Annotated in this window: 24 protein-coding genes; 12 read left to right on the top strand and 12 right to left on the bottom strand. The window is 67.8% G+C overall.

Features of this window, described 5'->3' with window-relative positions; genetic code table 11:
• Positions 1-2: 2 nt before the first annotated feature.
• The 5 genes from ACQW02_RS22885 (at position 3) to ACQW02_RS22865 (ending at position 3,486) form a co-directional block, all read left to right on the top strand.
• Positions 3-1,292, top strand: a complete 1,290-nt coding sequence (locus ACQW02_RS22885; RefSeq protein WP_431282220.1) for an adenylosuccinate synthase — start codon at positions 3-5, stop codon at positions 1,290-1,292.
• Between the two features lie 50 nt (positions 1,293-1,342).
• On the top strand, positions 1,343-1,585 hold the full coding sequence (locus tag ACQW02_RS22880; RefSeq protein ID WP_431282219.1) for an AbrB/MazE/SpoVT family DNA-binding domain-containing protein: 243 nt from the start codon (positions 1,343-1,345) through the stop codon (positions 1,583-1,585).
• On the top strand, positions 1,582-1,917 hold the full coding sequence (gene mazF / locus ACQW02_RS22875) for an endoribonuclease MazF (protein WP_431282218.1): 336 nt from the start codon (positions 1,582-1,584) through the stop codon (positions 1,915-1,917). The genes ACQW02_RS22880 and mazF overlap by 4 nt, the downstream gene beginning before the upstream one ends.
• Positions 1,918-2,045: 128 nt before the next feature.
• Complete coding sequence (locus ACQW02_RS22870) at positions 2,046-2,732, top strand: hypothetical protein (protein ID WP_431282217.1); 687 nt, start codon at positions 2,046-2,048, stop codon at positions 2,730-2,732.
• A gap of 175 nt (positions 2,733-2,907) precedes the next feature.
• Positions 2,908-3,486 carry a transposase gene (locus ACQW02_RS22865; protein WP_431282216.1) on the top strand — a complete coding sequence of 193 codons (579 nt, stop codon included), beginning with the start codon at positions 2,908-2,910 and terminating at the stop codon, positions 3,484-3,486.
• A 2-nt stretch (positions 3,487-3,488) separates the two neighbouring features.
• On the opposite strand, the gene ACQW02_RS22860 is transcribed toward ACQW02_RS22865, so the two are convergent.
• From ACQW02_RS22860 to sdhC, 4 genes are all read right to left on the bottom strand, one after another.
• A complete protein-coding gene (locus ACQW02_RS22860) occupies positions 3,489-4,271 on the bottom strand; it encodes a succinate dehydrogenase iron-sulfur subunit (protein ID WP_431282215.1) in 783 nt (260 codons plus the stop codon).
• 3 nt (positions 4,272-4,274) lie between these two features.
• Complete coding sequence (gene sdhA, locus ACQW02_RS22855; RefSeq protein ID WP_431282214.1) at positions 4,275-6,086, bottom strand: succinate dehydrogenase flavoprotein subunit; 1,812 nt, start codon at positions 6,084-6,086, stop codon at positions 4,275-4,277.
• Between the two features lie 76 nt (positions 6,087-6,162).
• On the bottom strand, positions 6,163-6,561 hold the full coding sequence (gene sdhD / locus ACQW02_RS22850) for a succinate dehydrogenase, hydrophobic membrane anchor protein (protein WP_431282213.1): 399 nt from the start codon (positions 6,559-6,561) through the stop codon (positions 6,163-6,165).
• Between the two features lie 7 nt (positions 6,562-6,568).
• A complete protein-coding gene (gene sdhC / locus ACQW02_RS22845) occupies positions 6,569-7,009 on the bottom strand; it encodes a succinate dehydrogenase, cytochrome b556 subunit (RefSeq protein ID WP_431282212.1) in 441 nt (146 codons plus the stop codon).
• A gap of 212 nt (positions 7,010-7,221) precedes the next feature.
• Here sdhC and ACQW02_RS22840 point away from each other — a divergent pair, with 212 nt between their 5' ends.
• Entirely contained in the window at positions 7,222-9,375 is a 2,154-nt protein-coding gene (locus tag ACQW02_RS22840) for a YjbH domain-containing protein (RefSeq protein ID WP_431282211.1), read from the top strand.
• A gap of 9 nt (positions 9,376-9,384) precedes the next feature.
• On the opposite strand, the gene ACQW02_RS22835 is transcribed toward ACQW02_RS22840, so the two are convergent.
• From ACQW02_RS22835 to argJ, 4 genes are all read right to left on the bottom strand, one after another.
• Positions 9,385-9,984 (bottom strand): PRC-barrel domain-containing protein, encoded by a 600-nt coding sequence (locus ACQW02_RS22835; RefSeq protein ID WP_431282210.1) that lies wholly within the window; start codon positions 9,982-9,984, stop codon positions 9,385-9,387.
• A gap of 75 nt (positions 9,985-10,059) precedes the next feature.
• Positions 10,060-10,836 (bottom strand): competence/damage-inducible protein A, encoded by a 777-nt coding sequence (locus ACQW02_RS22830; protein ID WP_431282209.1) that lies wholly within the window; start codon positions 10,834-10,836, stop codon positions 10,060-10,062.
• A gap of 12 nt (positions 10,837-10,848) precedes the next feature.
• Positions 10,849-11,817 (bottom strand): 8-oxo-dGTP diphosphatase MutT, encoded by a 969-nt coding sequence (gene mutT, locus ACQW02_RS22825; RefSeq protein WP_431285960.1) that lies wholly within the window; start codon positions 11,815-11,817, stop codon positions 10,849-10,851.
• Positions 11,814-13,055, bottom strand: coding sequence for a bifunctional glutamate N-acetyltransferase/amino-acid acetyltransferase ArgJ (argJ, locus tag ACQW02_RS22820; RefSeq protein ID WP_431282208.1), 1,242 nt, complete (start codon positions 13,053-13,055; stop codon positions 11,814-11,816). Before argJ ends, mutT begins: the two co-directional genes overlap by 4 nt.
• A 169-nt stretch (positions 13,056-13,224) precedes the next feature.
• On the opposite strand from argJ, the gene ACQW02_RS22815 reads away from it, so the two are divergent.
• Both ACQW02_RS22815 and ACQW02_RS22810 read left to right on the top strand, forming a co-directional pair.
• Positions 13,225-13,521: a hypothetical protein gene (locus ACQW02_RS22815; protein WP_431282207.1), complete on the top strand. Its 297-nt coding sequence runs from the start codon at positions 13,225-13,227 to the stop codon at positions 13,519-13,521.
• Between the two features lie 80 nt (positions 13,522-13,601).
• Positions 13,602-13,883, top strand: coding sequence for a hypothetical protein (locus tag ACQW02_RS22810; RefSeq protein ID WP_431282206.1), 282 nt, complete (start codon positions 13,602-13,604; stop codon positions 13,881-13,883).
• A 52-nt stretch (positions 13,884-13,935) separates the two neighbouring features.
• On the opposite strand, the gene ACQW02_RS22805 is transcribed toward ACQW02_RS22810, so the two are convergent.
• From ACQW02_RS22805 to tcuA, 3 genes are all read right to left on the bottom strand, one after another.
• A complete protein-coding gene (locus tag ACQW02_RS22805; RefSeq protein WP_431282205.1) occupies positions 13,936-15,117 on the bottom strand; it encodes an IS481 family transposase in 1,182 nt (393 codons plus the stop codon).
• Between the two features lie 318 nt (positions 15,118-15,435).
• Positions 15,436-16,545 carry a tricarballylate utilization 4Fe-4S protein TcuB gene (gene tcuB, locus ACQW02_RS22800; RefSeq protein ID WP_431282204.1) on the bottom strand — a complete coding sequence of 370 codons (1,110 nt, stop codon included), beginning with the start codon at positions 16,543-16,545 and terminating at the stop codon, positions 15,436-15,438.
• Positions 16,532-17,929 (bottom strand): FAD-dependent tricarballylate dehydrogenase TcuA, encoded by a 1,398-nt coding sequence (tcuA, locus tag ACQW02_RS22795; protein WP_431282203.1) that lies wholly within the window; start codon positions 17,927-17,929, stop codon positions 16,532-16,534. The genes tcuB and tcuA overlap by 14 nt, the downstream gene beginning before the upstream one ends.
• A 76-nt stretch (positions 17,930-18,005) precedes the next feature.
• On the opposite strand from tcuA, the gene ACQW02_RS22790 reads away from it, so the two are divergent.
• Positions 18,006-18,707 (top strand): GntR family transcriptional regulator, encoded by a 702-nt coding sequence (locus ACQW02_RS22790; RefSeq protein ID WP_431282202.1) that lies wholly within the window; start codon positions 18,006-18,008, stop codon positions 18,705-18,707.
• Between the two features lie 47 nt (positions 18,708-18,754).
• Here ACQW02_RS22790 and ACQW02_RS22785 read toward each other — a convergent pair whose 3' ends face one another.
• Positions 18,755-19,681, bottom strand: a complete 927-nt coding sequence (locus ACQW02_RS22785) for a peptidylprolyl isomerase (RefSeq protein WP_431282201.1) — start codon at positions 19,679-19,681, stop codon at positions 18,755-18,757.
• Positions 19,682-19,907: 226 nt separating this feature from the next.
• Between ACQW02_RS22785 and secA the strand changes: the two genes are divergently transcribed.
• The 3 genes from secA to ACQW02_RS22770 all read left to right on the top strand — a co-directional run bounded on the left by secA (position 19,908) and on the right by ACQW02_RS22770 (position 24,223).
• The gene (secA, locus tag ACQW02_RS22780) at positions 19,908-22,637 is read left to right on the top strand and encodes a preprotein translocase subunit SecA (RefSeq protein ID WP_431282200.1); all 2,730 of its coding nucleotides are present in this window, start codon (positions 19,908-19,910) and stop codon (positions 22,635-22,637) included.
• Positions 22,638-23,621: 984 nt separating this feature from the next.
• Positions 23,622-23,846 (top strand): AbrB/MazE/SpoVT family DNA-binding domain-containing protein, encoded by a 225-nt coding sequence (locus tag ACQW02_RS22775; RefSeq protein ID WP_431282199.1) that lies wholly within the window; start codon positions 23,622-23,624, stop codon positions 23,844-23,846.
• Positions 23,843-24,223, top strand: coding sequence for a type II toxin-antitoxin system death-on-curing family toxin (locus ACQW02_RS22770; RefSeq protein WP_431282198.1), 381 nt, complete (start codon positions 23,843-23,845; stop codon positions 24,221-24,223). The genes ACQW02_RS22775 and ACQW02_RS22770 overlap by 4 nt, the downstream gene beginning before the upstream one ends.
• Positions 24,224-24,226: the final 3 nt, after the last annotated feature.

Below are 24,226 nucleotides of genomic sequence, written 5' to 3'. Positions count from 1 at the left end.
CCATGTCGAACGTCGCCATCATCGGCGCCCAATGGGGCGACGAGGGCAAGGGCAAGGTCGTGGACTGGCTTGCCAGCCGCGCCGATATCGTCGTGCGCTTCCAGGGCGGCCACAACGCCGGGCACACGCTGGTCGTCGGTGACCAGACCTACAAGCTCTCGCTGCTGCCGTCGGGCGTCGTGCGCGGCAAACTCGGCATCATCGGCAATGGCGTGGTGCTGGACCCGGACGCGCTGCTGTCGGAAATCGCCAAGGTGACCGCGCAGGGGCTGCATGTCGGCCCCGACAACCTGCGCATCGCGGAAAACGTGCCGCTGATCCTGCCGCTGCACCCCGCGCTGGACCGCGCCCGCGAAGCCGCGCGCGGCGAGGACAAGATCGGCACCACCGGCCGCGGCATCGGCCCGGCCTACGAGGACAAGATCGGCCGCCGCGCCATCCGCCTCTGCGACCTGGCCGAACCGGCGACCCTGTCGGCGAAACTCGACGAACTGCTGCTGCACCACAATTCGCTGCTGAAGGGCCTGGGCGCCGAGCCTTTTGCCAAGCAACCCCTGCTGGATGCGCTTTCGGCGCTGGCACCAAAACTGCTGCCCTTCTCCGAAGCGATCTGGGAGCGGCTGGACCAAGCCCGCCTGGACGGCAAGCGCGTGTTGTTCGAGGGCGCCCAGGCCGTGATGCTGGACGTGGACCACGGCACCTATCCCTACGTCACCAGTAGCAACACCGTGGCCGGCAATGCCGCCGCCGGTGCCGGCGTGGGGGCGCACATGATCGGCCGCGTGCTGGGCATCGCCAAGGCCTATACGACCCGCGTCGGCAGCGGCCCTTTCCCCACGGAATTGCACGATGAGATCGGCAAGCGCCTGGGCGAACGCGGCCATGAATTCGGCACCGTCACCGGCCGCCCCCGCCGCTGCGGCTGGTTCGATGCCTGCATGGTGCGTCAGGCGGTCAAGGTCGGCGGCGTGCAGGGCCTGGCACTGACCAAGCTGGACGTGCTGGACGGTCTTTCCGAGTTGAAGATCTGCACCGGCTATGAGATCGACGGCGTGCTGACCAAGCGCCTGCCGGCCGCCATGGGCGCGCAGGCGGCGGCGCGGCCCATCTACGAAACCCTGCCGGGCTGGTCGGGCAGCACGCGCGGCGCACGTAGCTGGGTGGAACTGCCGGCCGAGGCGATCAAATACGTCAAGCGCATCGAGGAACTGGTGGAGGCGCCGGTGGCGCTGCTGAGCACCAGCCCGGAGCGGGATGATACGATTTTGGTGCAGGATCCGTTTGCGGGGTGAGTGTATCAACATTGTTGACACACTCGGCACGCCCCGCCTAAAACGGCACCATGAAGGTCATGGTCAAGAAGTGGGGCAACAGCGCCTCCGTCCGCATCCCCGCATCTGTGATGGCAGCGGCACGGGTTTCGATCGACCAGGCCGTGGACGTGCGTGAGGAAGGCGGGCTGATCATCATCGAGCCCGCCCGGGAGCCATCCTTCGACCTGACCGAATTGTTGGACGGGATCACGGCCGAGAATCGGCATGACCCGGTCGATTACGGTGCGCCGGTCGGTAAGGAAACGTGGTGAAGCCTCCGGCCACTGTGCCGGATGCTGGCGATGTGGTCTGGCTGCAATTCGACCCCCAGGCTGGCCATGAACAGGCGGGGCATCGCCCCGCCGTCGTGTTGAGCCCGGCTGCCTATAACGACAAGGTCGGGCTGATGCTGTGCTGCCCGCTGACGACGAAGATCAAGGGCTATCCGTTTGAGGTGGCGATTGCCGGTGAGCCGCCGAGTGTGGCGCTGGCGGATCAGGTGAAGAGCCTGGATTGGCGGGCGCGTCGGGCGGTGCGCAAGGCGCGGGTGACGGCGGCGGAGCTTGGGCAGATCAGGGCAAAACTGCGGGCGCTGATTGGTTAGCGGCGCGGCCGGGTGATGCTGACGCTGTTAGGTGAATGGACGGGGCCTGCGTCAATGCGACCAGCCTACTGGGCCGAGACAGTCGAAGACCGAATGCGGCCGGGGCGGCCTCACGGGATGGAGAATCTATGAAGCGGCAACGTTCCGAGAAGTTCAGAGGAATCCCCACGGAGGCCGGCGTGCGGCTGAGGCCCAAGGCATGGATTGCGTTCAACACGGCCCATCCCCCACTCCGAGATCCTCGTCAGATCGCTTTGCAGATGCGGGCCATTCGAGGCCAAATTCTTGGAGCGAGCTTTGCCGTCGAACACGCCCTCATCGTACTTGAGATGGCGGAGATCTATCGCGACAAGGTCGATCAAGGCGCCACCCTGGAAGGCTATTCCGACCTCGATCAGCAGAGACGTTGCGAAAACAGCCTTGAACGAAAGATCGACCGGGCGAAGGTCATTATCCGAAAGCACCTGCCAATAGATAGAGCCGATCCGATGGTCCAACGGATGGCTGGGTTTCGGGAAGTCAGAAACCTGATGGCTCACTACGCTTCGTGGCTAGAGCCTATCAACGACGAGGTTCGCGGATTGACTACGGACTTCGTTCTTTACATTGGCGACCAATCCCACGTCTGGACGATAGATGACGAGCAGATACGTCAATGGATCGTCAGCTTCGTCGAGCTGATGCGGGATCTCACAAAGCTCACTTTCCAGCTGAAGGGCGCAGCCGAACCGACATTCGCTGAAGGCGATTATTCTGTCATAACTGCGGAAGCGATTGAGTCTGAATTCAGCACTGCCAATGCGCCGTCGTTGTAGCCGGCGCTTGGTGCCGGCCGGGTAATAGACCAGCTAGGCGCGTGCTCACGCTGGCGCGCGACAACAACGCCGATAACCTCTGCGCTAGACGCGCCGAACACGCTTCTCAATTAGGCTGTCGGGGCATAATAGGTTTTTTTACCTTTTTTAGCCTCCCCCATGCTACACCCCAAAAATGCCCCTCCGCCCCCACACCCCACCCCGTCCCTGGTGCCCCCTCTCCGACGCCGAATGGCTCGCCCTCTACCCCCACCTCATCCACCGCTCCCCCGCCGGCCGCCAGGTCGGCGACCTCCGCGCCCGTATGGACGCGATCTTCCACATCGCCTGCACGGCGTCCCCCTGGCGCGACACTCCGGAAAAATTCGGCAAGCCCGACACCATCGCCCGCTACTTCCGGCGCCTGACGCACGGCGGGCTATGGCAATCCCTGCTGGAAACCCTCGTCGCCCTCGACGACGACGACCACCCGCTCAGAAGGATTGAATCCTTCATCACCCGCGCCTGCCGCCGCGCGCATCGCATCCTGGGGCTGGGATTTCTGGTGCTGATCAGGCGCCTGAGCATCCGGTCAGCCCTCAACGGGCCGCCCTGGCTGCTACCCGACCCGGATTTGTCCGAAAGGCTGATGCGCTACTTCTGGCCTGCGATTGAGCGCCGCGACATGCCTGCCATCCGGCTGCTCAAGCGCCTTCTACGCACCACCGCGGGGAAGAAATCCATCCCCCGCAGCGTGCGCCTTGCCTGGCCGTGAAATCAGCCCTGCCGTTCCACCATCAACTGCTTGATCTTGCCGATCGCCTGCGCCGGGTTCAGCCCCTTGGGGCAGGTGTTGGTGCAGTTCATGATCGTGTGGCAGCGATACAGGCGGAACGGATCTTCCAGATCGTCCAGCCGGTCCCCGGTCCGCTCATCGCGGCTATCGGCGATCCAGCGATACGCCGCCAGCAGCACGGCCGGCCCCAAATACCGGTCACCGTTCCACCAATAGGACGGGCAGGATGTGGAGCAGCAGAAGCACAGGATGCATTCCCACATCCCGTCCAGCTTGGCCCGCTCCTCCTTCGACTGCCGGCGTTCCTCATCCGGCGGCGGCGGGGTGTCGGACTTCAGCCAGGGCTCGACGCTGCGATACTGCGCGTAGAGTTGGCTCAGGTCGGGCACCAGATCCTTCACCACCGGCAGATGCGGCAGCGGGTTGATCTTCACCTCGCCGGCCACTTCCTCGATCGGCTTCAGGCAAGCGAGGGTATTGGTCCCGTCGATATTCATCGCGCAGGACCCGCAGATCCCCTCGCGGCAGGACCGGCGGAAGGTCAGGCTGCTGTCGATCTCGTTCTTGATCTTGATCAGCGCGTCCAGGACCATCGGCCCGGTCTTGTCCAGGTCGATCTCATAGACATCGCGCCGGGGCGCCGCCTCGGTATCCGGGTCCCAGCGATAGATGCTGAACGACCGCACCTTGGTCGAACCGGCCGGCGCCTTGTGGGTCGTGCCCGCGCCGACCTTGCTGTTCTTCGGAAGCGTGAAGGTCGCCATCGATCAGTACACCCGTGCCTTGGGGGGAAATACCTGGACCTCATTGGTCAGGGTGCGCATCTTCACGTCGCGGTAATCCAGCTTCACGCTGCCATCGGCATCGCACCAGGCCAGCGTGTGCTTCATCCAGTTGACGTCGTCGCGGTCGGGATAATCCTCATGCGCATGGGCGCCACGGCTTTCGTGGCGGGCCTCGGCGCCGACCATGGTGGTCATGGCGTTGCCCATCAGGTTCTCCAACTCCAGCGCTTCCACCAGGTCGGAATTCCAGATCAGCGAACGGTCCGAGATCTTCAAATCGCGCGCGGCGTCATAGACGCCCTGCATCTTGGTTACACCCTCGCTCAGCAGTTCCGATGTGCGGAACACCGCCGCATGGGTCTGCATCGTCTTCTGCATCGCCAGGCGAATCTCGGAGGTATGGGTCGACCCCTTGGCGTGGCGCGTGCGGTCCAGCCGGTCCAGCGATGCCTCACCCGCGCGGGCCGGCAGCGGCGGCTGCGACGCGCCGGGCTTGATGACATCCGCCGCCCGCAACGCCGCGGCGCGGCCGAACACGACCAGATCCAGCAGCGAGTTGGTGCCGAGGCGGTTCGCCCCATGCACCGACACGCAAGCGGCCTCACCCACCGCCATCAGCCCGGGGACGATCGCATCCTGGTCCTGCGCGGTCGGGCGCAGCACCTCGGTGTGGATGTTCGTCGGCACGCCGCCCATGTTGTAATGGACGGTCGGGAGCATCGGGATCGGCTCCTTCGTCACATCCACGCCGGCAAAGATCTTGGCCGTTTCGGAAATGCCCGGCAGGCGCTCGTGCAGCAGGTCGGCGCCCAGGTGCTCCAGGTGCAGGTAGATGTGGTCCTTGTTCGGGCCGACGCCGCGGCCCTCGCGGATTTCCACCGACATGGCGCGGGACACGACGTCGCGCGATGCCAGGTCCTTGGCCGTCGGCGCATAGCGCTCCATGAAACGCTCACCGGCGGAATTGGTAAGATAGCCGCCCTCGCCACGCGCACCCTCCGTCACCAGGCAGCCGGAGCCATAGATGCCGGTCGGGTGGAACTGCACGAACTCCATGTCCTGCATCGGCAACCCGGCGCGCAGCACCATGCCGCCACCGTCGCCGGTGCAGGTATGGGCGGAGGTGCAGGAGAAATAGGCGCGGCCATAGCCACCGGTCGCCAGCACCACCTGCTGCGCGCGGAAGCGATGCATGGTCCCGTCTTCCAGGTTCCAGGCCATCACGCCGCGGCACACACCCTCGTCGTCCATGATGAGGTCGAGCGCGAAATATTCGACGAAGAACTCGCAGCCATGCTTCAGCGACTGCTGGTAGAGCGTGTGCAGGATGGCATGCCCGGTGCGGTCGGCGGCGGCACAGGCGCGCATCGCCGGCGTCTTGCCGTAGTCCTGCATATGGCCGCCGAAGGGGCGCTGGTAGATCTTGCCGTCCTCGGTCCGGCTGAACGGCACGCCGTAGTGTTCCAGCTCGATGATCGCGGGGATCGCCTCGCGGCACATGTATTCGATGGCATCCTGGTCGCCCAGCCAGTCCGACCCCTTCACGGTGTCGTACATGTGCCAGCGCCAGTCATCCTCGCCCATGTTGCCGAGTGCCGCGCCGACGCCACCCTGCGCCGCGACGGTATGCGACCGGGTGGGGAAGACCTTGGTGATGCAGGCGGTCTTCAGCCCCGCCGCACCCATGCCGAAGGTCGCGCGCAACCCGGCCCCACCGGCGCCGACCACCACCACGTCATAGGTATGGTCCACGACGCGGTAGGCACCGCTGCTTGGCTTGCTGATGGCGTTCATCGTCCCGTTCCATCCGTCATGGAGGCCGCGGCCCCCAAAAAAATCGCCGGGCGCAGGGGCGCCCGGGCCAACACGATCAGACCGCGATCCGCAGCACCGCCAGCACCGAGGCGATGGCGAGCAGCCAGCAGGCCGCCTGCACCGCCAGCAGCGCCGCGATGCGGGCCCCGGGGGCTCGCACATAGTCTTCGATCACGACCTGCAAACCCGCATTGGTGTGATGAAACGTCAGCAGCAGGGTCGCGATCAGCAGCACCGCGTTCAGCGGCGCTCCGATGAAGACCAGCGCATCGCTATGCGTGGCCCCCGCCAGCGACACGGCGGAGATCGCGAACCAGAGCGTCAACGGCAGCAGCGCCAGCGACGTCAGCCGCTGGCCCCACCAGTGGTGCGTGCCGCCACGGGCGGAGCCCAGGCCCCGCACCCGGCCCAAGGGGGTCCGCAACCGCAGGGCGGCGTCGTGTTCGGTCTTCATGCCAGCCTCACCAGACGATCAACGCGACGATCCATGTCAGGACCGTCAAGACGCCGGTGCCGATCAGCACGGCGTAGCCAGAGGTATAGACCGTCGGCAGGTCGAAGCCGTAGCCGGCATCCCAGACCAGGTGCCGGATGCCACCCAGGGTGTGGTACCAGGCCGCCGCCGTCATCCCGAACAGGATCAGCAGGCCGAGGAAGGACCCCAGGAACCATTGCACGGTGGCAAAGGCGCTGGGCCCCGCGGCCGCGGCCACGAGCCACCAGACCAGCAGCAGGATGCCCCCGGTCCAGGCGCAGCCGGCGATCCGGTTCAGGATCGACAGGTTGCCCGTGATGCCCAGCCGATAGACTTGCAAATGCGGCGACAGCGGCCGGCGGACGGGGCTGCCGTCGGTTCGGCGGCCGTGGAAGGCGGCGTCGCGGGGGTCATGCGTCAAGGACATGTTTGGTTGACCATTGCTTTCGGGACCGGGACAGGCTGTTACCACACCCAGGTTAACCCCTTGTATGGTGTAAGTATGTTGCGCTGCGGGGTCCGGTCAACGCGCCCGCTTGCAACATTGGCATGACAAACCGGACATGCTGCCCCGCTTATGGACGGTTTCCGGCTTCCCAAGTCGCCCGAACTTCACGATTCTGTGAGGATATGGGGGCCTTGGGGATTCGGGTGCGGCGCATGGTCGCCGCCAGCGTCGCGCGTATCTGCGCTGCCTGCATCATGCTGGCGGCCGCACCTTTGGCTGCCCCCGCCCTGGCGCAGGACGTCCCCGGCACCGGCATGGATTTCGGCGGCGTCGGCCTGATCGAAAGCCGCAACGCCCGCTTCCGCCCCGATGGCACGCTGGAAGCCGGTGCCGCGATTCGCCACCAGCGCCGCTTCTGGTTCGTCTCCTTCCAGGCGCTGCCCTTCCTGGAAGCAACCTTCCGCCTGGCGGAACGGCTCAACGGCACCACCGGCGAAGGCATGACCACCGATCGCTCCTTCGACCTGAAACTGCGCCTGGTCGAGGAAGGCGAATGGACCCCGGCCATCGCCATCGGGCTGCAGGATATGATCGGCACCGGCATCTATGGCGCCGAATACATCGTCGCCTCCCGCCGCTGGGGTCCGGTCGATGTCACCGCCGGCATGGGCTGGGGGCGCCAGGCGACCGGCCAGGACGTGACCAACCCGCTGACCAATATCTCCGACAGCTTCGCCAACCGGCCGCGCGATGTGGGCCAGGGCGGCACCTTGAACGCCTCCTACTTCCGCGGCCCCTATGCCGGCATCTTTGGCGGCGTGGAGGTGACCCTGCCGCCGCTGCCGACCCCCTGGGGCGACGTCGATGGCTTCCGGGTCAAGGCGGAATATTCCGCCGACAATTTGCGCGACGAACGCGGCGGCTACCCGGGCCGCACGACCAACCTGCGGGGGGAGGCCGCGTCACGCTTCAACGCCGGCATCCAATGGTCGAATGATTCGGTCGATGCCGGCCTGTTTGCCGTGAACGGCACCGACCTGCTGTTCCGGCTCAGCCTGCGGATGAACCCGGATGATCCGCCGGCCATCCGCCTGGCCCCGCCGCCGCCGATGCCCGCCCGGCCGCCGCCCGACCCCGCGACCCCCGCCGACGCCGCCCTGGCCGCCCGCGTCTTCGCCGCCCTGCGCGCCGCCGGCCTGCCCGCCATCGCCTTCGGCATCGAGGGGCAGGAGGCCCGCATCGCCGTCTCCGGCGGCGGCTTCCGCACCATCGCCCAGATCGCCGCCCGCATCTTGCGCGCGGTCAACGACCTGCTGCCCGACGACGTCCAGATGCTGCGCCTGGCCTGGTGGAACGCGGGCGTCGAAGTCTCGGAAATGCTCATCCCCCGCGCGGTGCTGGAGGCGGTGGGCCGGCGCCAGGCCTCGCCCGAGGAAGCCTATGCCGCGACCTTCCTGCTGCCCGCCGATACCCGCGTCTGGCCAGGCGCCATCCGCGCCCCGGGGCCGTTCTTCGACTGGGGCATCCTGCCGCGCATCAACATCATCCTGGGCGACCCCACCCGGTCGGTGCGCTACCAGGCCGGCGTCGCGGTCGGCGGGCGGTTGGAGATCGGTGCCGGCTTTGCCGTCGCCGGCAGCCTGGGCCAGGCGATCTTCGGCAATATGGGCGGGGGCGCCCCCAGCGACAGCGTCCTGCCGCATGTCCGCAGCGACTACGCGCTTTATGCGCGGGATGGCACGACATCGATCCCCGCGCTCTACGCCGAACGCATCTGGACCCCGGCGCCGGATATTTTCGCCCGCGTCACGGCGGGGCTGCTGGAGCCGATGTTCGGCGGCGTGTCGTCGGAATTGCTGTGGCGGCCGCATGCCAGCCCGATCGCGGTCGGGGTCGATGTGAACTGGGTGCAGCAGCGCAGCACGCAACAGCGCTTCGACTTCCGCGACTATACGGTGACCACGGGACAGGCCTCGCTCTACGCCGACCTGCCGCTGTGGAACCTCTACACGGTGGTGCGGGGCGGGCGGTACCTGGCCGGCGATTGGGGCGGCACCCTGGAACTGGGGCGCCGCTTCAACAGCGGGATCGAGGTCGGCGGCTTCGCCACCATCACCGACGTGTCGGCGGCGCGCTTCGGCGAGGGGTCCTTCGACAAGGGCATCTATGTCCGCGTGCCGCTGCTGCTGTTCGGGGCGCAGACGCGGGATGTCGGGACCATCGTGATCCGCCCGGTGCAGCGCGATGGCGGCCAGCGCCTGGCGGTGGACAGCCCGCTTTGGCAGATCACGCGCGATGGGCGGGAGGATGCGTTCCGGCGCGGGATTCCGGGCTTCGCACAATAGCCGGCTGGCTTATTGACGCGGCGCCGGCCCGCCGAACGCAAAGGTCGGCAGCGCCGCCAGGGTCTCGGCCGTCGCCCCCGGCAGCACCCATCGCCCATCCGGCGGCGATTGCAGCAGGCGGTCCGCCGGCAGCGCAACAATCCGCCCGCCAACCCCCAGGACGCCGCCGAGCGTCAGCACCACGACCGGCACGCCGCCACGCTGCGGCAGGATGACATCGGAAATCGTGCCGATCCTGGCGTCATCGCCGCCATGCACCGCCGCCCCGATCATCAGGCTGGCGCGCCGCACCTCCCGCAGGCCCGGTTCGGCCGCGACAGGCGCGGCAGCAGCGGGTTGGCCAGGCGCGGGTGCGGCTGGCGGGTTCGGCGTCGCGGGCACGTCAGGCTGCGCCGGCGTCACGCCCATCATGCCTTGCGGCGTGATGCCGGTCGCATCGGGGATCGGCGCGGCCGGAACGGGTTGGTCGGGCGGGGCAGGGGTCGCCGGCACGACCTCGGCCGGCACCACCGGCGCCGGCGTTTGGCCAAAGGCGACCAGGGGCAGGCTGAGCACCGCCGCGGTCAGCAGGCCCAGCAGCACGTTGCGGGTGAAACCGGGGTGGACCAAGGCGCTGCCCTCCATCGGGCCGCGACGGCGGCCGTTCCGATGGAAACGCGGCGGCTGCCGCAGGGTTGCAGCCCGTCAGGGCGTCGTCGGCTCACCCGCGATCGGCGCCACGCCCATCCCGGCCAGCATCTCGGTGATCGCCGCCGCCGCCGCATCCAGCACCGCCGCCTCGGTCCCCTTGGCGACCAGCGCCACCCCGCCGCCCCCCGGCGCATCGGCGCGGTAGAAGGGGTAGGACCCGATGTCGATCTCGGCGAACCGCTGCTGGATGGCTTCCAGCCCCGCGGCGATCTGGCCTTCGTAGACGCCCAGCGCATGCACCGCGCGGGACAGCACAGGTTCGCCACGCGGCAGGGACGGTGCCAGCGCGTCGAACATCGCCTGCATGATGCGCGGCACGCCGGCCATCACATGCACATTGCCCATGCTGAACCCCGGCGCCGTGGTCGCGGGGTTGCGGATCGGCACCGCACCCCGCGGCAGGGTCGCCATGCGCAGCCGGGCCGCGTTCAACTGCACCGGCGGTGTGCGGCTGGCGTAGTCGGCCGCCATCAGCGCGCGGGTTTCCTCATGCACCTCCCAGGGCACGCCAAAGGCGCGGGCGATGCATTCGGATGTGATGTCGTCATGCGTCGGCCCGATGCCGCCGGTGGTGAAGACATGGTCGAACTTTTGCCGCACCTCGTTCACCGTATCGATGATCGTGTCCGGCACGTCGGGGATCACCCGCACCTCGCGCAGCGGCATGCCCCGCTCGCCCAGGCGGGTCGCCAGGAATTGCAGGTTGGCGTCGCGGGTGCGGCCGGACAGCACCTCATTGCCGATGATCAGCAGGCAGGCGGTGGGGTTCATGGCGGCGGTCCCTCAGAGAAAATCGCGCAGCAACGCGACCAGCGGCACATCGGCGGGCGGCATGGGATAGTCCGACAGTTTCTGCGGCCGCACCCAGGCCAGGGCCTGGCCCTCGCGCCCCGTCACCGTGCCGGTCCAGCGCCGGCACAGGTACAGCGGCATCAGCAGATGGAAGCCCGGATAGGCGTGGCTGGCAAAGGTGAAGGGGCCAAGGCAGGCCTCGGTCACGTCGATGCCCAGTTCCTCGTGCAACTCCCGGATCAGCGCCGCTTCGGGGGTTTCGCCGGGGTGCACCTTGCCGCCGGGGAATTCCCACAGGCCGGCCAGCGCCTTGCCCTCCGGCCTGCGCGCCAGCAGCACGCGACCGTCGGTGTCGATCAGCGCGCAGGCCGCGACCAGCAGGATTCTGGACGCGGCGGCCGCTTCCGCCACCGGCGCGGGCGCTTCGGGCAGCGGCAGGCTGTCGCGGGTCGCGACAAAGCGCAGCACCCGCATGGCGCCGCCGCGGGAGACGAATTCCGCCTCACCCTCCCCATCATCCTGGAAACCGATGCGGCGCAGCACGGCGATGCTGCGGGCGTTGTCGGGCAGGGCCTGCGCGTGCAGGCGGCGCAGCGGCAGCGTGGCCAGCGCCCAGGTGGCCAGGCGCCCGGCGGCCTCGGCGGCGATGCCCTGGCCCCAAAACCGCCGGCCGATCCAATAGCCGAGCTCCGCCTCATCCCCCTTCAGCGTCAGCCCGGCGCAACCGACCAGCGCGCCATCCTGTTCGATCGCGAGCGAATAGCCGACGCCCTTGTCCAGCCGTTCCTGCGTATCGGCGATCCAGCCATCGGCCAGGTCGCGCGGATAGGGAAACGGCACATGCGCCAGGTTCTTCGCCACATCCCAGTCGTTGACCAGCCGGTGCAGCGCGGCCGCATCCTCCGCCCGCAGCGGGCGCAGCAGCAGCCGCGCGGTGGCAAGGGGAGCGAAGGGGATCAGGACCGGTAGGACCCGTTGATGTCGATGTAGCCATGCGTCAAATCGCAGGTCCACACGGTGGATTTGCCGTTGCCGAGGCCGATGTCCACGGCGATATCGATCTCCCGCCCGCGCATATGGGCGACCACGGGGGCCTCGTCGTAGCCGGCGACGATCTCCCCCTCACGCGCCATCCAGGTGCCGCCGACGCCGACCGACAGGCGGTCGCGGTCGGCCGGCTCGCCCGCCTTGCCGACGGCCATGACGATGCGGCCCCAATTGGCGTCCTCACCGGCGATGGCGGTTTTGACCAGGGGCGAATTGGCGATCGACATCGCGATGCGATGGGCCGACTTGGCGGTGACGGCGCCGGTCACGTCGATGCGGATCAGTTTTTGCGCGCCTTCGCCGTCACGCACGACCTGCAACGCCAGGTCCAGCAACAGGTCGGCCAGCGCCGCGCGGAAGGCTTTTACGGCGCTGGCGGGGGCATCGGCGGCGATCTTGGCGTGCTTGGCCTGGCCGGTGGCGAAGACCAGCACGGTGTCGCTGGTCGAGGTGTCGGAATCCACCGTGGTGCGGTTGAAGGAGGTATCGACCCCCGCCTTCAGCGCCGCCTGCAACACCGGGGCCGGCAGCTTCGCATCGGTCGCGATGAAGCACAGCATCGTCGCCATGTCCGGCGCGATCATCCCGCTGCCCTTGGCGATGCCGGCGATGGTGACCTCGGCCCCGCCCAGCATGACTTTCCGCACGGATGCCTTGGGGAAGGTGTCGGTCGTCATGATCGCGCGGGCGGCTTCGGGCCAGCGGTTGGCGTCCAGCCCGGCGAAGACCGCGGGCAAGGCGGCGGTCAGCTTTTCGGTCGGCAGCTTTTCACCGATCACGCCGGTCGAGCAGAGAAACACCTCACGCGGCTTGCAGCCCAGCAGCCCCGACATCGCGGCGGCGGTGTCCACGCAGGTCTGCTTCCCCGCCTTGCCCGTGAAGACGTTGGAATTGCCGGCGGTGACCACCAGCGCCCGCGCCTTGCCACCCTTCAGCGCCGCGCGGCACCAATCCACCGGCGCGCCCGGGCAGAGATTCTTGGTGAACACCCCCGCGACCGTGGTGCCGGCGGGGAAGGTCATCATCGTGACGTCTTCGCGCGTGGCATAGCGGATGCCCGCCGCGCCGATGCCGATGGCGACGCCGGCGATGGGCGGCACCTCGGGCATCGGAACCAGGAGCGGCGAGACGGGCAGGGCCTTGGCAGCCATCGGCGTATCCTCAAAGCAGGTCGCGGCGTTGTCGCGCGCGCAGCAGTTCCCGCCAAGGGGGGCGCCGTTAAGGGCTTGGTGGAAGGTTCGGCCGCATGGGGGGCGGCCGGTGTGCGGTTTGGCGTCATCGCGTCGCCCGACAAGATCAGCGGCCAGATGGGTGAATGCCATGCCGGGACCTGACCTTCGATTGCTCTCCGCCGCCGTGCTTGGGCTTTGGCTCGCCGCCGGGCCTGCCCTGGCCGACCGGAGCATCGCCGACCGCTGCGCCGCGGCGCTGCCGGCGGCCGGCAAGACCCTCTACGACCGGGCGCTGCCGACCGTGACCAGTGGCACGGCGATCCCCGACGCGCTGCGATCGGCCGCGCGCAGCCTGGTCATGGCCGGGTTCATGACGCGCGACGTGGCCCGCCCCGCCGCCGAAGCGGCCGGGGGCTGCCTGAGCCACCTGAACTCGGTGTCCTGATTCGGGGCTGTAAGATTTTGCCGAACGGGAGGATGATCCCTGGCTGCCCGCGTTACGCCGCAACCAAAGGAATGCACACCATGCGCGCCTTGCTTTCGATCATGACCCTTGCCGGCGGCCTTGCGGCCGTATCCCCGTCGCCGGCCCAGGCGGTGGTCTATTGCAACGGCCCCGGCGTGCCGGTCGGCTGCGTCGCGCGCCCGGCGGCTGCCCCACGGGCAGCGGCACGCCGCGCCGTGACCCCGGGCGTTGGCGCGCCGGGGGTGGGCGTGGCACCTGGCGTTGGTGTGCCCGGCGTTGGGGCACCCGGCGTGGGCGGCGCCAACCTGGGCGGCCCGGTGAACCGCGTGGGCGTGCGCTGACGGGGCGCCAGTCTTGTGCGGGCGGATTCTGGAGAGGGCTTCGCCCCCTTGTTCAGACCGGAGAGATGCTTGACGGGTGTTCGGAGACATCCCTGACGGGTCCGATTATCGTTTCTGGCCCGGTGATGTCCACCTCACCCAGCCTGAAGCGCATGAAGTGCAGGCTCAGCACGCCATCCCGCCCCGTCGCACGCAGCGCGATGTCCAGCCCGGCGAAGGCCTGCGACAGCCCGACCATCCTGCCATGCAGCTTGAAGCAGCCATTCGGCCGCACCCGGCGCACCAGGTCGGTCTGGTAGTAGTCGGGCGTCGGCAGCACCTCGGGAAAGCCCTGGCTGCTGGGCCGGTAGCGGCTCGCCGGCACGTCCATGCCCAGCGCCTCATGCGGGCGCTGTTCGTTGTAGACTGGCCGCCAGGCGTTGAACGCCGCCTGGCAGTCGTCCAGGTCGGCGAAGCGCCGGCCCTGCAGCACCTCCACATCCAGCGTGCGGTGGAACCGCTCGTCCTTGCCTTGGGTCTGCGGATGCCGCGGCCGCCCATGCAGGGTCGCCACGCCCAGCCGCATCAGCCAGACCTCGAAGGCGCTGCGCTGCACCGCCAGCCTGCCGGTATGGCCCGTGGCGCCCCAGGGTGAGCCATTGTCGCACAGGATGGCGCCGGGCAGGCCATAGCGGCGGAACAGCGCGGTCAGCCGACCCTGGACCTCGATCAGCGTCTCGCCAGCACAGGCGGCGATGCCCAGGGCGTAGCGCGAATGATCGTCCAGCACGGTCAGCGGGTGGCAGCGCCGGCTGCCGGCCGGGATGTGGCCCTTGAAGTCCATCTGCCACAGCTCGTTCGGGGCTGGGCGTTCAAAGCGGGTCAGGGCGCGATGCCGCTCGGCCTCGATCGGGTCGATCTGGCCGGCACGGCGCAGCACCTGCGTCACCGTCGATGGCGCCGGCACCCCCTCCACGCCCAGGTCGCGCAGCCGCCGCGCCAGCTTGCGCCCGCCCCAGCGCGGGTGCGCCGCGCGCAGGGCAAGCAGCTGCGCCTCGATCTCGGGCGCCACCCGCCTGGGGCTGTCATGCGGCCGGCGCGAGCGCTCCACGAGGCCCGCATCGCCTGTCTCGCGGTGACGCCGCAACAGGGTGAAACCGCTCTGCCGGCTGATGCCAAAGCGACGGCATAACGCCGCCACGCTGACATCGCCGACGCTGGCCAGACGGACGAACTCCCGACGGGTGTCGATCACAGATAACGCCTTCCAGGGCATCGTCCCTCTCCCGAGAAACCAAGCCCAAAAGCGTCAAGCATGTCTCCGAACAGGCGTCAGGGATGTCTCCGGTCTGAACACCCCCTCCAGACCTCCCCCACCAAGGGCCGGCGGGCCCTTGGAACCCGCGCTATTTGGTAAAGGAAAGGGAGGGGCGGGGAGCATCCCTGATCGATGGCACGCCTTTGACGCCCCTCCCTTTCCTTTACCAATAACCCCGTCGGTCCAGGGGCGGCGGCCCCTGGTGGGGGGAGTTTGAGGGGGGCGAAGCCCTCCTCAAGTCCCGCCCGACCCGAACTACACCGCCGCCCGCACTTCCCGCGCGTTCCGCATCAGCGCGATGCCGCGGTAGATGCCGTGCACCATTTTCGAATAGGGCAAGGCCACGAACAGCGACAGCACCAGGCCGAAGTGGATGGACAGCATGATGCCCATGGCGCCGGTGTGGCGCACCACCAGCAGCAGCAGCCCGGTGGCGCCGATCAGGAACAACAGCCCCAGCATCGCGTACTCGCCGCCCATCAGCTTGCGCGCCACGGGAATGGGGTCGGTGACGGTCTTCACCACGATCAGCCCCGCGGTGCCGATGCACAGCAGCACGCCGCCCCAGGTGCCCAGTTGCACCGGCAGCGTCAGGAAGGCATGCGGCGATTTCCAGCCGAACACGTGGTGGTAGATCGCGCCGACCGTGGTCGCCGCGAAGCACAGCATGAAGCCGTAGAACATCGCCTGGTGCAGCCAGCGGCGATGCTGGGCGAAGCTGTCGTCCAGGTCGTTGCAGCCATGCCCGCCGCCGCCGAGGTTCCGCAGGGTCAGGATATCGAAGCCCGCATCGACGACCGGCGCCGGCGTCATCGGCCCGCCCATGCCGCCCGTGCCGCGCCAGTAGCGCCAGGCCCCCATCGACATGGCGACAATCGAAAAGGCGAAGGTGCCGCCCGCCAGCAGGTTGATCAGCCACAGCGGGATCACGCGGAAGAAGGCCCCGGTGCCCGTCTGCGCCGAAAACAACACCGCCGGATCGCGCAACAGCACCGCCAGCACCAGCGCCAGGGTCACGCCGAGTGTCGCAAGACCCGTCACCAAAGTCCCGTTGCGTTCGAACACTTTTCCCATCACCGGGGGCCAGGCGTATTCGGCGTAGCTCTCCTGCCGGACCGTGGCAAAAGTCGCCGGGATGTTGATACCAAACTCATGCGGCGGCGCGTATTGGCAGGCGTGGTAACAGCCCTTGCAGCCGTGGCAGAGGTTGGCCAGGTGGGTCAGGTCGGCCTTCTCGAAATCGCGCCGCATCGCCATGGCGGGGAAGACGGCGCAATAGCCCTCGCAGTAGCGGCAGGCATTGCACACTGCCATCTGGCGGCGGGCATCCTGGTAGGCGTCGGATTCCAGTTCAGTTCCGGACATGGCGTGCCGCTCCTTCACCCGCGAGCCGCCCGAAGACGGTGCCCAGTGTCATCCCGAATCCCGCCAGGTAGCCCTGGCCCAGGATGTTCCCCGACATGATCTCGCCACTTGCGAACATGTTGGCCGAGGGTTTTCCGTCGGCCATGATCACCCGCGCCTTGTCGTCCACCTTCAGCCCCAGGAAGGTGAAGGTGATGCCGGGCCGCAGCGGGTAGCCGTAGTAGGGCGGCTGGTCGATGCGCCGCGCCCAATGGCTCTTGGGCGGGGTCAGCCCCTCGGTGCGGCAATCATCCGGCACCATCGGGCGGAAGGTGCCGGGCACGACGGAGGCGTTGAAGGCTTCGACGACGCGCGTCAGGGCCTCGCCGTCGAAGCCGGCCTGCTGGCCGATCTCGGCGATCGTGTTCGCCTTCAGCGGCGGATAGACGCTGGGCAGGAAGTTGTGCACGGCCTGGCTATCGGTCACCGCCAGCGCGGTCTGGCCGGGCTGCTGCGCGATCAGCCGGCCCCAGATGGCGTAGCGCTTGGGCCAGACATCCTCGCCCTCGTCATAGAAGCGTTCGATGTCGCGGTTCACCACCAGCGAGAAGGGCACGCAATCCAGCCGCATCGCCAGCCCGCCGTCTTCCATCGGCGCGCGGGCGTCATTGGCGACGGCGTGGAACTGGGTCGGGTCGCCGACCTGCTGCACACCCTGCGCCAGCAGATCCTTCAGCACGTGGCCTTGGGCATAGGGGGTGCCGCGGATCTGGAAGTTATCCGCCGCATCGCCCCAGTATTCGCGCAACCAGTTGCGATTGGCCTGGAAGCCGCCACTGGCCGCCACGATGGCCTTGAAGCGGATACGTTCGGGAAACCCCTTGTGGGAGATGATAGCTTCGCGGGCAAAACCGTCCTCGACCTCGATATGCTCGACTTCGGTATCGGTCAGCGTCACGACGCCGATGGCCTGGGCTTCCCGATACAGCGCATTCACCAGCGCCTTGCCGCCGCCGAGGAAGAAGGCATTGGTCCGCGATAGCGACAGAGTGCCCGACAGCGACGGCTGGAAGACGACGCCGCAGCTCGCCAGGAAATCCGGCGCGTGCTGGCTGGCGCGGATGCACATGCGGGCCAGGTGTTCATCGGTGCGCCCGCCGGTCACGCGCAACAAATCGTCCCAGTATTCTTCTTCCAGGTAGGCGTCCGTCAGCACCTTGGTCGGGCCGGGGTGCAGCGCGCGCAGGTTGCGCGTGTGGCGCGAATTGCCGCCGCGCATGGGCGGGGGCGATGCCTCGCAGAGGATCACCGAGGCCCCGGCGCGGCGGGCCGTGATGGCGGCACAGAGCGCCGCATTGCCGCCGCCCACCACCAACACGTCATAGATGCGGGCGAAATCTGGCACGCCCTCTCTCCTGTCTTGTTGTGCCCGAGTGTATACAGTCGTATCCAATCATGTCCAGACGCGATAGACTGCCGCCATGAACCAGATGATCGGACCGGAACCCGCCCGCGACCGTGGCCAGGAAGCCTATGCCCGGATTCGCGAAGCCATCCGCGACGGCGTGCTGACGCCGGGGTTGCGGCTGACCGAAACCGACCTCGCGGCCAGTTTCGGCGTCTCCCGCACCCCGGTGCGCCAGGCGATCGCGCGGCTGGAGGCCGAGGGGCTGGTCACGCATGAAGCCCGCCGCGGCCTGGTCGTCACCCGCCCGGACCACCAGCAGGTCGTGGAACTCTATGTGATGCGGGAGGTGCTGGAGGCCGCGGCCTCACGCCTCGCGGCCCAGCACGCCAGCGGCACCGAAATCGCCGCCATGGGTGAGATCATCGCCGCCGAACCCGCCCTGTTCCACGACGCCCGTGCGCTGGCGGAGGCGAACCAGCGCTTCCACGGGCTGCTCTATCTGGCGGCCCACAACCGCTACCTGCTGCGCAGCCTGGAACAATTGTCCGCCAACATGGCGCTGCTGCCGAGCCTGCTGACGATCTCAGGCCGGGCGGAGGAGGCACATGCCGAACACCTGGCGATCCTGGCCGCCCTGCGCGCCCGCGACGGCGACGCGGCCGAGGCTGCGTCGCGCCTCCATGCCCAGGCGGCGCAGCGGCACCGGCTGGCCTGGCTGATGCGGACGGTGGGCGTGCCCTATGCCGCCCCTGGCGGGGGTGGGCTGGAGGGCTGACAAGGCCGGGGCAAGAACCCGGCCTCGGGGAGCCCGAGGGACTGCCCTTACCTGCGCGCGGGCGCCGGCGGCGGCACCGCGTCGGGCATCCGGGCGGGGGCCGCCGGGGCCGGCGCGATCGGGCTGCCATCGATGTTGAAGCGTTCGATCGTCGCCGCGGCGCGGATGCGTTCCACCACGGCGCCCACCGTTTCCTCAACCGCCTGCTGGCGCAGCGTCTCGCGGCTGTCCTCGAAGGAGGGCGCCGGGGCGGTGCGGCGTTCCTCGACCTTGATCACGTGCCAGCCGAACTGGCTGCGGACCGGGGCCTCGGCGATCTGGCCGGGTTGCAGGGCAAAGGCGGCGGTGGCGAATTCCGGCACCATGTCGTCGCGCTTGAAGAAGCCCAGGTCCCCGCCCGACTGCGTGCCGGGGCCGGTGCCGCGGCGGCGGGCCAGGTCGGCGAAATCCACGCCGGGGCGGCGGGCCTCGGCCAGGATCGTGCGGGCCTCGGCCTCGGTCGGCACCAGGATGTGGCGGGCGCGGACCTCTTCCTCACCGCCGCGGGTGGCGGTCTGGGCGGTGTAGCGGGCGCGCAGGGCCTCATCCGTGATCAGGGGGGCGACTTCACGGGCGATGAAGGCCTGCTGCAGCTCGACTTCCTCGGCCCGGCGCATGCGGCGCTGCACGGTCGGGTCATTGGCCAGGCCCTGGGCGCGGGCGGCGGCGACGATGGCCTTCTGGGCCACCATCTGATCCACCATCAGGGGGAAGATCATCGCTGGCGGGGCGTTGCGATATTCCTCGGGCAGGCCGGCCATGGCTTCCTGGACCTCCGACAGGCGGATGTCGGCGCCATCGACGCGGGCGACCACCGGATCGGGCGCGCCGGGGGCTGCAGCAGCCGGGGCGGCCGGGATGGGGGGCGTCGCGGGCACCGGCTGGGCCAATGCGGGGGCGGCGATGACGGCAAGAAGCAGGGCAAGGCGACGCATGGGGCGTGTTCCAGAATAAGAGACTTATATTTGGCCGAACTCTTGTAACGCCACAACCACCGCGCCCGTTTCAGGCCGTAACGAGACCGCGCGTTGACCCGCCCCCCCGCCGCGCCTAGATGCGCGGAGTCCAGATGTTTCCTGGCGACCCCCCGGGGCACCGCCCGCCGCCCGCATTCGCCGGGGGTCAGGCCGCGCGCCGGGGTTCACGGAGTCCGGGTCTTCCATGTTCAGCCGCCTAGCCGCCGCCATCTTCGGCACGTCCAACGAGCGCGTGCTCAAGCGCCACAAGGCCCGCGTGCCGGCGATCAACGCGCTGGAACCGGCCATGCAGGCCCTGTCGGACGCCGACCTCGCCAACCAGACGGTGCTGTTCCGCGAACGCCTGGCGAAAGGCGAGACGCTGGACGACCTGCTGCCCGAAGCCTTCGCCACGGTGCGGGAGGCGTCGCGCCGGGTGCTCGGCATGCGGCATTTCGACGTGCAGATGATCGGCGGCATGGTCCTGCACGAAGGCCGCATCGCGGAGATGAAGACCGGCGAGGGCAAGACCCTGGTCGCGACCCTGCCGGTCTACCTGAACGCGCTGGCCGGCAAGGGCGTGCATGTCGTCACCGTGAACGACTACCTGGCCACCCGCGACGCCGACTGGATGGCGCAGATCTACGGCTTCCTGGGCATGACCACGGGCAAGATCGTCTATGGGCTGGTCGATCAGGAACGCCACGCGGCGTATCACTGCGACATCACCTATGGCACCAACAACGAATTCGGCTTCGACTACCTGCGCGACAACATGAAGTATCGCCAGGACGAGATGGTCCAGCGCGACTTCTTCTACGCCATCGTGGACGAGGTCGACAGCATCCTGGTCGACGAAGCGCGGACGCCGCTGATCATTTCGGGGCCGACCGACGAAACGTCGGAACTCTACAACACCGTCGACGCGGTGGTGAAGGAATTGGTCAAGGACCCGACCACCTTCGACAAGGATGAGAAGCAAAAGACCGTCTCGCTGACCGAAGAAGGCACCGAGACGATTGAACAGACCCTGCGCGACACGGGGATCATCGAGGCCGGCGGGCTGTATGACGCGCCCAACGTGTCCGTCGTGCACCACGTGAGCCAATCATTGCGGGCGCATGTGCTGTTCAGCCGCGACGTCGACTACATGGTCCGCCAGGGCAAGATCATCATCATCGACGAGTTCACCGGCCGCGCGATGGAGGGGCGCCGCTACTCCGACGGGCTGCACCAGGCGCTGGAGGCCAAGGAACACGTCGCGGTCCAGCCGGAAAACCAGACGCTGGCGTCGATCACCTTCCAGAACTATTTCCGGCTCTTCCCCAAGCTGGCCGGCATGACCGGCACGGCCGCGACCGAAGCCGATGAATTCGCCGAAATCTACAAGCTGGAAGTGGTCGAAATCCCGACCAACGTGCCCGTCACCCGCAAGGATGAGGATGACGAGGTCTATCGCTCGGCCGGCGAGAAATACGAGGCCGTGGCGATCCTGATCGAGGAATGCCGCGCCCGCGACCAGCCCGTGCTGGTCGGCACCACCAGCATCGAGAAGTCGGAACTGATCTCCGAACTGCTGACCAAGAAGGGCATTCCGCACAAGGTGCTGAACGCCCGCCACCATGACCAGGAAGCCGGCATCGTGGCCCAGGCCGGGCGGCCGGGGGCGGTGACCATCGCGACCAACATGGCCGGCCGCGGCACCGACATCAAACTGGGCGGCAACGCCGAAATGCTGGCCGCCGCGGTGTTTGCCGGTGAGCCGGAAGGCCCTGAATTCGAACGGACCCTGGCCGACATCAAGGCCGAGGTCGCCGTTTCGGCCGAGAAGGTGAAACTCGCCGGCGGGCTCTTCGTGATCGGCACCGAACGCCACGAAAGCCGCCGCATCGACAACCAGTTGCGCGGCCGTTCAGGCCGCCAGGGCGACCCCGGCGGCAGTCGCTTCTTCCTGTCGCTGGAAGACGACCTGATGCGCATCTTTGGCAGCGACCGCATGGGCGGGATGCTGACCAAGCTGGGGCTGAAAGAGGGCGAGGCGATCGTCCACCCCTGGATCAACAAGGCCTTGGAAAAGGCCCAGAAGAAGGTCGAAGCCCGGAACTTCGACACGCGGAAAAACCTGCTGAAGTACGACGACGTGATGAACGACCAGCGCAAGGAGGTTTACGCCCAGCGCCGCGCGTTCATGGCCGCCGACAGCCTGGCCGAAACCGTCGCGGAAATGCGGCGCGAAGTGATCCGCGACATGGTCGATCGCGCGATCCCCGACAACGCCTATGCCGAGCAATGGGACATGGTCGGGCTGCAGAAGAAGGTCTCTGACCTTCTGGGCCTGGAATTGCCGGTCGAGGAATGGGGCCGCGAGGAAGGCATCGACGAGGTCGCGGTGCATGAACGCATCGAACAGGCCGCCGAAACCCGCGCCGCACAACGCGCCGCCGACTTCGGGCCGGAGCGGATGCGCCAGGTGGAAAAGGCGCTGCTGCTGCAGATCTTTGACGCCGTGTGGAAGGAACATCTGCTGGCGCTGGACCACCTGCGCCAGGGCATCGGGCTGCGCGCCTATGGCCAGCGCGACCCGCTGAACGAATACAAATCCGAAGCCTTCCTGCTGTTCAACAACATGCTGGGCGACCTGCGCGAACGCACAACGCAGTGGATCATGCGCATCGACCTGATGCCCGACCAGCCTCTGCCGGAACCGGAGCCGGTGCGGGTGACCGATATGCGCCACCCGAACCCGGATGGGTCGGACCCGCTGCCGGATGCGCGGGAGTATGGCGCGGCGGTGACGGCGGCGAGTGCGGGCGTTGAGGGGTATTCCGTTGGGGTGGACCCGATGGACCCGACGACGTGGAACCGGACGCCCCGGAATGCGGCGTGCCCGTGTGGGTCGGGGAAGAAGTACAAGCATTGTCATGGGAAGGGGTGAGGCGCGCCGTGATCGCTGGGCGACTCGCCTTGGTGATCGCGGCGGTCTTTGCCGGTGCGGCATCAATGTCGCGAAACGGCCTGCGTGATTGATGCTCGCTGGCCGTGCCCTGCTGACTCTTGGTCAGACAGCAGTTTTACCCGCGCACGCGCGGTGCTTCATGGCGCGGCACAAAGGGCAAGAATGTTGGTCGGGCGTACCGCGCTAACCGTCTGCCTTGCCGCCCTGCTATCCGCTGGCTGTACGAAGCAGATCGACCGCTACGTCGACGTGGCCGAACCCGACCCGAACGAGCTTCTTACGCGCATGATGGAGGTGGCGAGTTCAGGCGGTGTGGAGAAGCCCGATGTATTAGAACACCTTCTCGGCCTGCGTCTCGAGGCTGTAGGGGCCTCCGGGTCATCGTCCTGGCGGCATCTGGGGCATCCCCGAACGACTTCTGGCCCAACCTTTCTTGACGTGACGCAGCCCTACCCAGCCTATCTGCGGTCGTCTGACCGTCCTGTCCCATATTCCTGGCGCGCGTTCCTTCAGATCCGTGTGGACACGAGTCTCGTGTGTCTCCCCATCGCGACTGTCATCGCCCGTTATGGAGCGCGCGGCGAATGGCGCAGTCCAATTGTGTCGGGCTTCTCGATACCACCGGATTTCTACGCGGTTCTAGCCAGCCGCTCGCCTTATACGGAGGTCTGGTTTCAACGTGCGCGGACTTACGAGACGACGAGACGACGGGGCTGCGTCGACGAGGTCCAATTTGCCGTTGATTGCGCCAGGGGCGAGCGATGCGGCGGGGTGCCGACACGGCCGCGGAACGATGCTGTGTTCCGGCCGAACCAAATCCTGCCCAGACAGCCTTTGCCATCACGCGAACCTGGCCTCGATCCCCCGACATGAACTGGCTCCGCGGTCGCCGCCGCAACAGCCTCACCAGTTGCGACAGAACCAAGTGTTGGTTACAACGTCCGTACGAACGACGAGACCCCCATGTCCGCCCTCAAACTCACCTCCATCGGCAACTCGGTCGGCGTCATCCTCCCTAAGGAACTGCTGGCCAAGCTAGGCGTCGGCAAGGGCGATACTCTCTTCGTCGTGGAAACCGACGGCGGCATCCGCCTGACCACGACCGACCCGGACTTTGCCGCCCAGATGGAGGTCGCGCGCCAAGTCATGAAGAAGCGCCGCGCCGTCCTGCGTGAACTGGCGAAGTGACGGTCTGGCTGACGCGCGAACTGCTCTTGGCCGTCCATGACGAACAAATCGCCGAACACGGCGGCGCCTCCGGCATCAGGGACATCGGGTTGCAGGAATCTGCCCTGGCTTGGCCCATCAACCATGCCGGCTATGGCGCACCCGACCCGCCCACACTGGGCGCGCTCTACGCCCTGGCCATCGCCCGCAACCACCCGTTCATCGACGGCAACAAGCGCACGGCCTTCGTGGCGCTTGAAACCTTCCTGGTCCGGAACGGTTTTTTGCTCACCGCCGGTGATGCCGAGGCGACGGTCATGATGTTGGACATGGCCGCTGGCCGCGTGAGCGATGCCGTCTTCGTCGAATGGGTAAGGACGGCTGCGCAGGCTTTGTGAGAC

Origin of the sequence: Humitalea sp. 24SJ18S-53, from assembly GCF_050632385.1 — a bacterium.
Classification (GTDB): Bacteria; Pseudomonadota; Alphaproteobacteria; order Acetobacterales; family Acetobacteraceae; genus Humitalea.
Note: the sequence above shows the minus strand (reverse complement) of the source record. Positions and strands in the feature narration are given on the sequence as shown.